Origin of the sequence: Vibrio sp. V39_P1S14PM300, assembly GCF_009904765.1 — a bacterium.
Lineage (GTDB): Bacteria > Pseudomonadota > Gammaproteobacteria > Enterobacterales > Vibrionaceae > Vibrio > Vibrio proteolyticus.
This window is the reverse complement of record NZ_WXWP01000068.1, coordinates 1-5087: the sequence shown is the minus strand read 5'-3', so window position 1 is coordinate 5087 and position 5087 is coordinate 1. Positions and strand designations below refer to the sequence as shown.

The 5087-nt window shown below is 47.6% G+C and carries 7 protein-coding genes; 5 read left to right on the top strand and 2 right to left on the bottom strand.

Features of this window, described 5'->3' with window-relative positions:
* The first annotated feature begins 38 nt into the window (after window positions 1-38).
* Window positions 39-584 (top strand): YcbK family protein, encoded by a 546-nt coding sequence (locus CAG65_RS03370; RefSeq protein ID WP_021703595.1) that lies wholly within the window; start codon window positions 39-41, stop codon window positions 582-584.
* A gap of 68 nt (window positions 585-652) precedes the next feature.
* Window positions 653-1309 carry an MBL fold metallo-hydrolase gene (locus tag CAG65_RS03365; protein ID WP_161452170.1) on the top strand — a complete coding sequence of 219 codons (657 nt, stop codon included), beginning with the start codon at window positions 653-655 and terminating at the stop codon, window positions 1307-1309.
* An 18-nt stretch (window positions 1310-1327) separates the two neighbouring features.
* On the opposite strand, the gene CAG65_RS03360 is transcribed toward CAG65_RS03365, so the two are convergent.
* A complete protein-coding gene (locus CAG65_RS03360; protein ID WP_021703593.1) occupies window positions 1328-2011 on the bottom strand; it encodes a DUF2982 domain-containing protein in 684 nt (227 codons plus the stop codon).
* A gap of 221 nt (window positions 2012-2232) precedes the next feature.
* On the opposite strand from CAG65_RS03360, the gene CAG65_RS03355 reads away from it, so the two are divergent.
* The gene (locus CAG65_RS03355) at window positions 2233-2607 is read left to right on the top strand and encodes a MarR family transcriptional regulator (protein ID WP_021703592.1); all 375 of its coding nucleotides are present in this window, start codon (window positions 2233-2235) and stop codon (window positions 2605-2607) included.
* Window positions 2608-2682: 75 nt separating this feature from the next.
* Here the strand turns inward: CAG65_RS03355 and CAG65_RS03350 are convergent, their stop codons facing one another.
* On the bottom strand, window positions 2683-3606 hold the full coding sequence (locus tag CAG65_RS03350; RefSeq protein WP_021703591.1) for a LysR family transcriptional regulator: 924 nt from the start codon (window positions 3604-3606) through the stop codon (window positions 2683-2685).
* Window positions 3607-3850: 244 nt separating this feature from the next.
* Here CAG65_RS03350 and CAG65_RS03345 point away from each other — a divergent pair, with 244 nt between their 5' ends.
* Complete coding sequence (locus tag CAG65_RS03345; RefSeq protein ID WP_021703590.1) at window positions 3851-4327, top strand: Dps family protein; 477 nt, start codon at window positions 3851-3853, stop codon at window positions 4325-4327.
* Window positions 4328-4858: 531 nt separating this feature from the next.
* On the top strand, window positions 4859-5071 hold the full coding sequence (gene cspE / locus CAG65_RS03340; protein WP_021703589.1) for a transcription antiterminator/RNA stability regulator CspE: 213 nt from the start codon (window positions 4859-4861) through the stop codon (window positions 5069-5071).
* The last annotated feature ends 16 nt before the right edge of the window (window positions 5072-5087 follow it).

Sequence of the window (5087 nt, the reverse complement as noted above, 5' to 3'; positions counted from 1 at the left end):
GGCAAGGTGTTCGTATCTAATACAAAGGTAAAGTTGTAGTGCACATTTCTCGTCGAAAATTCTTACAAATGACCGGAGCGGGCCTCGTTGTGGCCGCATGTGCTCCGAGTGTGGCAAACGCTTCTCCTGTCGCTAAATCTCGTTCTCTGGCGATGAACAACCTCCATACCGGAGAGATGCTGGAAGCATGCTATTTTGATGGCCTCTCATACGTGAAGCCGGAGCTGGCGAAACTGAATCACATTTGCCGTGATTTTCGTCGCAACGAGATCCATCCGATGGATAAGCGTTTGTTTGACCATATTTCTAAAATTCAGTCTTTACTCGGTAGCGACGCAGAGGTCATGATCATCTCTGGTTACCGTTCTCCTGCAACCAATAAAATGCTGCGGTCGCGATCCAATGGTGTGGCACGGAAAAGTTATCATATGAGCGGTCAGGCGATCGATTTTCGTCTGGATGGTGTGAGCCTGAAACGTATTCGCGATGCGGCCATGGATCTTAAGATGGGTGGTGTCGGTTATTATCCGAGAAGTGAATTCGTCCATATTGATACTGGCCCCGTGCGCAGTTGGCGTGGTTGATTGGTTGTAAAATACGATTGGCGGTGTCATAGTTCGACCAGTTTCGATTTTGCGAATAAGGTTTAACAATGACTCTTAAATATCAGGTTGTTCCAGTCACCTCTTTTTCTCAGAACTGTTCCATCGTTTGGTGTGATGAGACGATGAAAGGCATCGTGATTGATCCCGGTGGTGACGTGAAACAGTTGGCTGCGCTGATCAAAGAGTTGGGTATCGACGTGGTACGTCTGGTGTTGACACACGGCCATCTTGATCACGTCGGTGGCACTGAGCCTCTTGCGGCCGCTCTGGGTGGTGTCGAGATTGTCGGCCCGCATAAAGACGACAACTTTTGGCTACAAGGGCTGGAAGGTCAGAGCCAGATGTTTGGTTTTCCGCATACTGATGCATTTGAGCCGAACCAGTGGCTGAATGATGGCGATCAGTTGCAGTTCGGTCATCAGGTGCTGGACGTGTTCCATACACCAGGCCACACTCCGGGACACGTGGTTCTGTTTAGCAAAGAAGCTAAGTTGGCGTTTGTCGGTGACGTACTGTTTAACGGCAGCATTGGCCGCACGGATTTTCCAAGAGGGGACTTCAATACGCTGATCCACTCCATCAAATCTAAATTGTGGCCATTGGGTAATGACGTGCGATTTGTACCCGGTCACGGTCCGGAGTCGACTTTCGGTCATGAGCGCAAAACCAATCCGTTTGTTGCCGACGAGATGCCGCTTTACTGAACCTGGATATCGAGCGGGCTAATTGCTCTGCTGCAACGGTTCTGGCTCGGCGGCCGCGAGATAACGCCGGGTCAGGCCGACAAACTCTTCTGCGCTTCGGTCCAAATCCGAAGCGGCGATGAACACATCGTAGTCATAATATTTTCTCTGATAACGCATGCGGTTGGCCAGCATAGCCAACAAGCCAGAAAATTCCTGGCCACTCTGATCGTGGTATGGGTTTGAATCCAGTACCATGTCCTCAAACTGAGTTTCCTGGTTTCTTTGACGAGCCCCCAGGTATAACAGTGCGCGCTGACCAAGCAGTACCTCAGTCGCAATACGCGGACAAACGGCGTTCAGGTAAGGGGTATAATCTTTTAGTTTGATGCCAACCCATGGTAGCGGTTGTTGCCAACCTTGATTGTCATAATGAACGATGCCTATCTTACTGATGTTCGTCCATTTCACTACCCAGCCACCTTTAAACAGGTGTTGCTGAAAGTGGGTCGGGGTCAGCGTGTAAGACACCGTGCTTTTTTTGACCAACAGATAGCCAAACCCCAGCAGTGCCAGTACGGCCAGAACAGATAAGACCGCCTGTGGCCAGCCCGGTGCATAGCTGATTAAATACGCGGCACCGAACATCGCTACCAGTGCCACCAGTTTGGTCACGGGTGAGTTAAGTCGCAGTGGCTGGTTGGTTAAATGAATCGTCTGCATACCGGCTCCGCAGTTGGAGAACTTACCTCTGTGTATATACTCAGTACTTTTTAGAAAGTTCATTATAGCTACTGTTTAAATTGTAGTCATACGTTGTGAGTACGCGCATTTTTAGCCCATAAACGCGGAGTTACCCTACAAATCACTTCGGAATTTTGGTATAAAACGCGCTTCGAATTTTCACCACTGCGCCTGATGCAGTGAAATGGAGAAATACTCACATGAGACTTGCTCATAAGCGTAAGGTGCAGATGAAACTGCAAAAGCGCATTAAAGCGGCGGTTGCTAATCTAGAAGCACCAAAGAAGGCGAAACCTGTAGCTGAGAAAAAAGTCGCTGCGAAACCAGCAGTAGAAAAAGCAGTAGCCGCGCCAAAATCCGTAGAGGTTGCTCTGACTCCTAAGCAACAACAGGTTCTGGACATCGTTGCTGCGAACGCAGAAGGCATCAATCCAAAAGGGATTGGTCTTGCTGCAGGCCAAGAAGAATCCAAAGCGGCTTCTTGGGCGACAGGCGCACTGAAAAAACTACTGGAAGAAAACCTGGTAGCAAAAGAGCAGCTTGCAGGTAACAAAGTTATCTACAAAACGCTTTAAATCCAGTTCGGATTAACCGGAAAAAGCCCCGTTTATCGGGGCTTTTTCTGTTTCGAGCATCACAAAATCGCGTGCTCAGGGTAGTAAGTGCGTATTTTGCAATTGTTGGTGCAGCCAGTTTTGGGCTGGGTCGTTGAGGCTCTGCTTATTCCACACCAAACTATAGGCGACATGACCATAGTCAAACGGCAGGTTCTTCTGGATCAGACTGCGTGTCTGACAGGCAACATTGGCCCAGCGTTTCGAACAGGTGAATAGATAGGGCATGTGCTGACACATAATCGCCGCTGCGCCGAAATCTGCTACGGAGAGTGCGATGTCGCGAGCCCGGTGATGTTGCGCCAATTGCTGCTCAAAGAATGGTCGCGACAGCTCGCGATCGTGGACCCCAACGTGTTGATAGCTGAGGTAGCTATCGATGGTGAGAGCGGTGTCTGCCAACGGGTGTGCGGCGTTCATCAGGCAAACCATTTCATCATCCAGAATCACCTTCCACACCAAGTCTTTAATATGCGTCGGCGGCTGACTGATGTCATGCGGCAGAATAATAAAATCCGCCTGACCGCGTAACAAGGCCTCAAAACCGAGCTGCTCTTTCGCATATAAGTTGAGCCGGCATGCGCCGTTCAGTTGCTCGGCAATGTGGCTCAACAACGGGGCAAACAATTCGACACTGCTGCCTCGCATGCCAATCGCAAAATCTCCGCTGTACTGTTGAGGGTCAAACTCGCCATGATGCAGCACGCCGTTCATGCTGGAGAGAATACCGTGCACAGTCGGTCCCATACTGAGCGCAAAGGGCGTAGGAACCAAGCGCGTACCATCGCGATAGAATAACTCATCTTTCAACAATGAACGTAGCTGTGACAACACTTTGCTAATACCGGATGGACTGGCGCACAACTGCTGAGCGGTTGCGGTCACACTGTGGGTGTTGAGCAATACATGAAACACCGTGAGGTGCTTCAGGCTAATCCTTGAAAGGGCGATGTAATCCATAGTTATTATTGTCCGGAGTGTCCGTCGCCGTTAGGCAAGTCATTGAGATATCTCTATTTTACACAGATTCCTACGCATAAAGCTGCGTGTTCTGCGAAATATTTTGTTCTATGACATAGTTTTTAGCTATTAAAGCGATAGGTTTAAACGGTTTTATCTATTTTGTCTGCTTTCGTAGAATAACCCCATCAAAGAGATCACCATCTCGAACGAATTTTTAAATAGGTTACTTAAGGAGAGTTTTATGTCTAGCCAAACAAATCTTATCGGTCTTGATAGTAATAAAGCACAAGAGCTGGCAGCTGAACTGAACCAACTTCTTGCTCTCTACCAAGTTCTGTACATGAATACCCGCGGTTACCATTGGAACATCAAAGGTCAGCAGTTCTTCGAATTGCACGTTAAATTTGAAGAAATCTACACCGATCTGCAAACCAAGATCGATGAACTGGCAGAACGTATCCTGACTCTGGGATTTACACCCGATCACAGCTTCAGCCGTTATTTGGAAAACAGTGCGATTACCGAACATAAAAACGCCACTAGCGGTACTGAATGTGTGGAAGGTTTAGTGAATGGCTTCAGCGTATTGCTGGGCAAAGAGCGTGAGATCCTGGAACAGGCAGGAAACGCTGATGATGAAGGTACAGCAGCTCTGATGGGCGATTACATTCGCGAACAGGAAAAACTGATGTGGATGTTGAACGCGTATCTTCAATAAGCGCCCTGCTTCCTCAAAGACAATTTGTTCCATTTTATCTCTAAAGCACTTGTCCTTGTTTCGCCGCACTTTACGTGCGGCTTTTTTTATCTGCGATTTTAACCTAGTTGGTACGGTATCGTGCTGAAAGTCTTAGTTGTCGTCATTGCCCTTTAAGCGTTATGACGCCTCGCGCTTCTTGTTATCAGAGTGGGTACAAGGTTAGACCTCGACGTGTTCCAGAGCGATTCGCACTGAGCTCCAACTCTGGATCAGGTACAGAGATGGTATCCCTATCTGCTTTTCTTGAGGGGATGGGTAACTTGCGGTTTTGAATGCCAGAAAAAATAAAAACCGAAATAACTATCTATTATCCCCACACAGTGTATAGTGACTGCAGCTCAAACAGCGAGCTATTAATGATATATTTAGTTCAAGATCTTCTCAGTTTCCTTTCGATTCAGTTCGTCATATCTATCCTGCGATACCTTTTTCTTCATTCCAGATTTAGTAGCTTTCATTTTTAACTTATCAATGTATCGAGAGATATATATGTCAAATAAAACAACTGGTTCAGTAAAATGGTTTAACGAGTCAAAAGGCTTTGGTTTTATCACTCCAGACAATGGTGGCGCAGATGTGTTTGTTCATTTCAACGCTATTGTGTCAGAGGGCTTCAAAACGCTAGCTGAAGGCCAAAAAGTAAGCTTTACCGTAGAGCAGGGCAACAAAGGCCCACAAGCTGCGGCCGTTACTTTCGCGTAACCAACACTGTATAGCG

Bases quoted from the DNA above. Each gene is read 5' to 3' on its own strand.
- CAG65_RS03365 (WP_161452170.1), top strand. From the start codon at position 653: ATGACTCTTAAATATCAGGTTGTTCCAGTCACCTCTTTTTCTCAGAAC.
- CAG65_RS03360 (WP_021703593.1), bottom strand. From the start codon at position 2,011: ATGCAGACGATTCATTTAACCAACCAGCCACTGCGACTTAACTCACCC.
- CAG65_RS03355 (WP_021703592.1), top strand. From the start codon at position 2,233: ATGAGACTTGCTCATAAGCGTAAGGTGCAGATGAAACTGCAAAAGCGC.
- CAG65_RS03350 (WP_021703591.1), bottom strand. From the start codon at position 3,606: ATGGATTACATCGCCCTTTCAAGGATTAGCCTGAAGCACCTCACGGTG.
- CAG65_RS03345 (WP_021703590.1), top strand. From the start codon at position 3,851: ATGTCTAGCCAAACAAATCTTATCGGTCTTGATAGTAATAAAGCACAA.
- cspE (WP_021703589.1), top strand. From the start codon at position 4,859: ATGTCAAATAAAACAACTGGTTCAGTAAAATGGTTTAACGAGTCAAAA.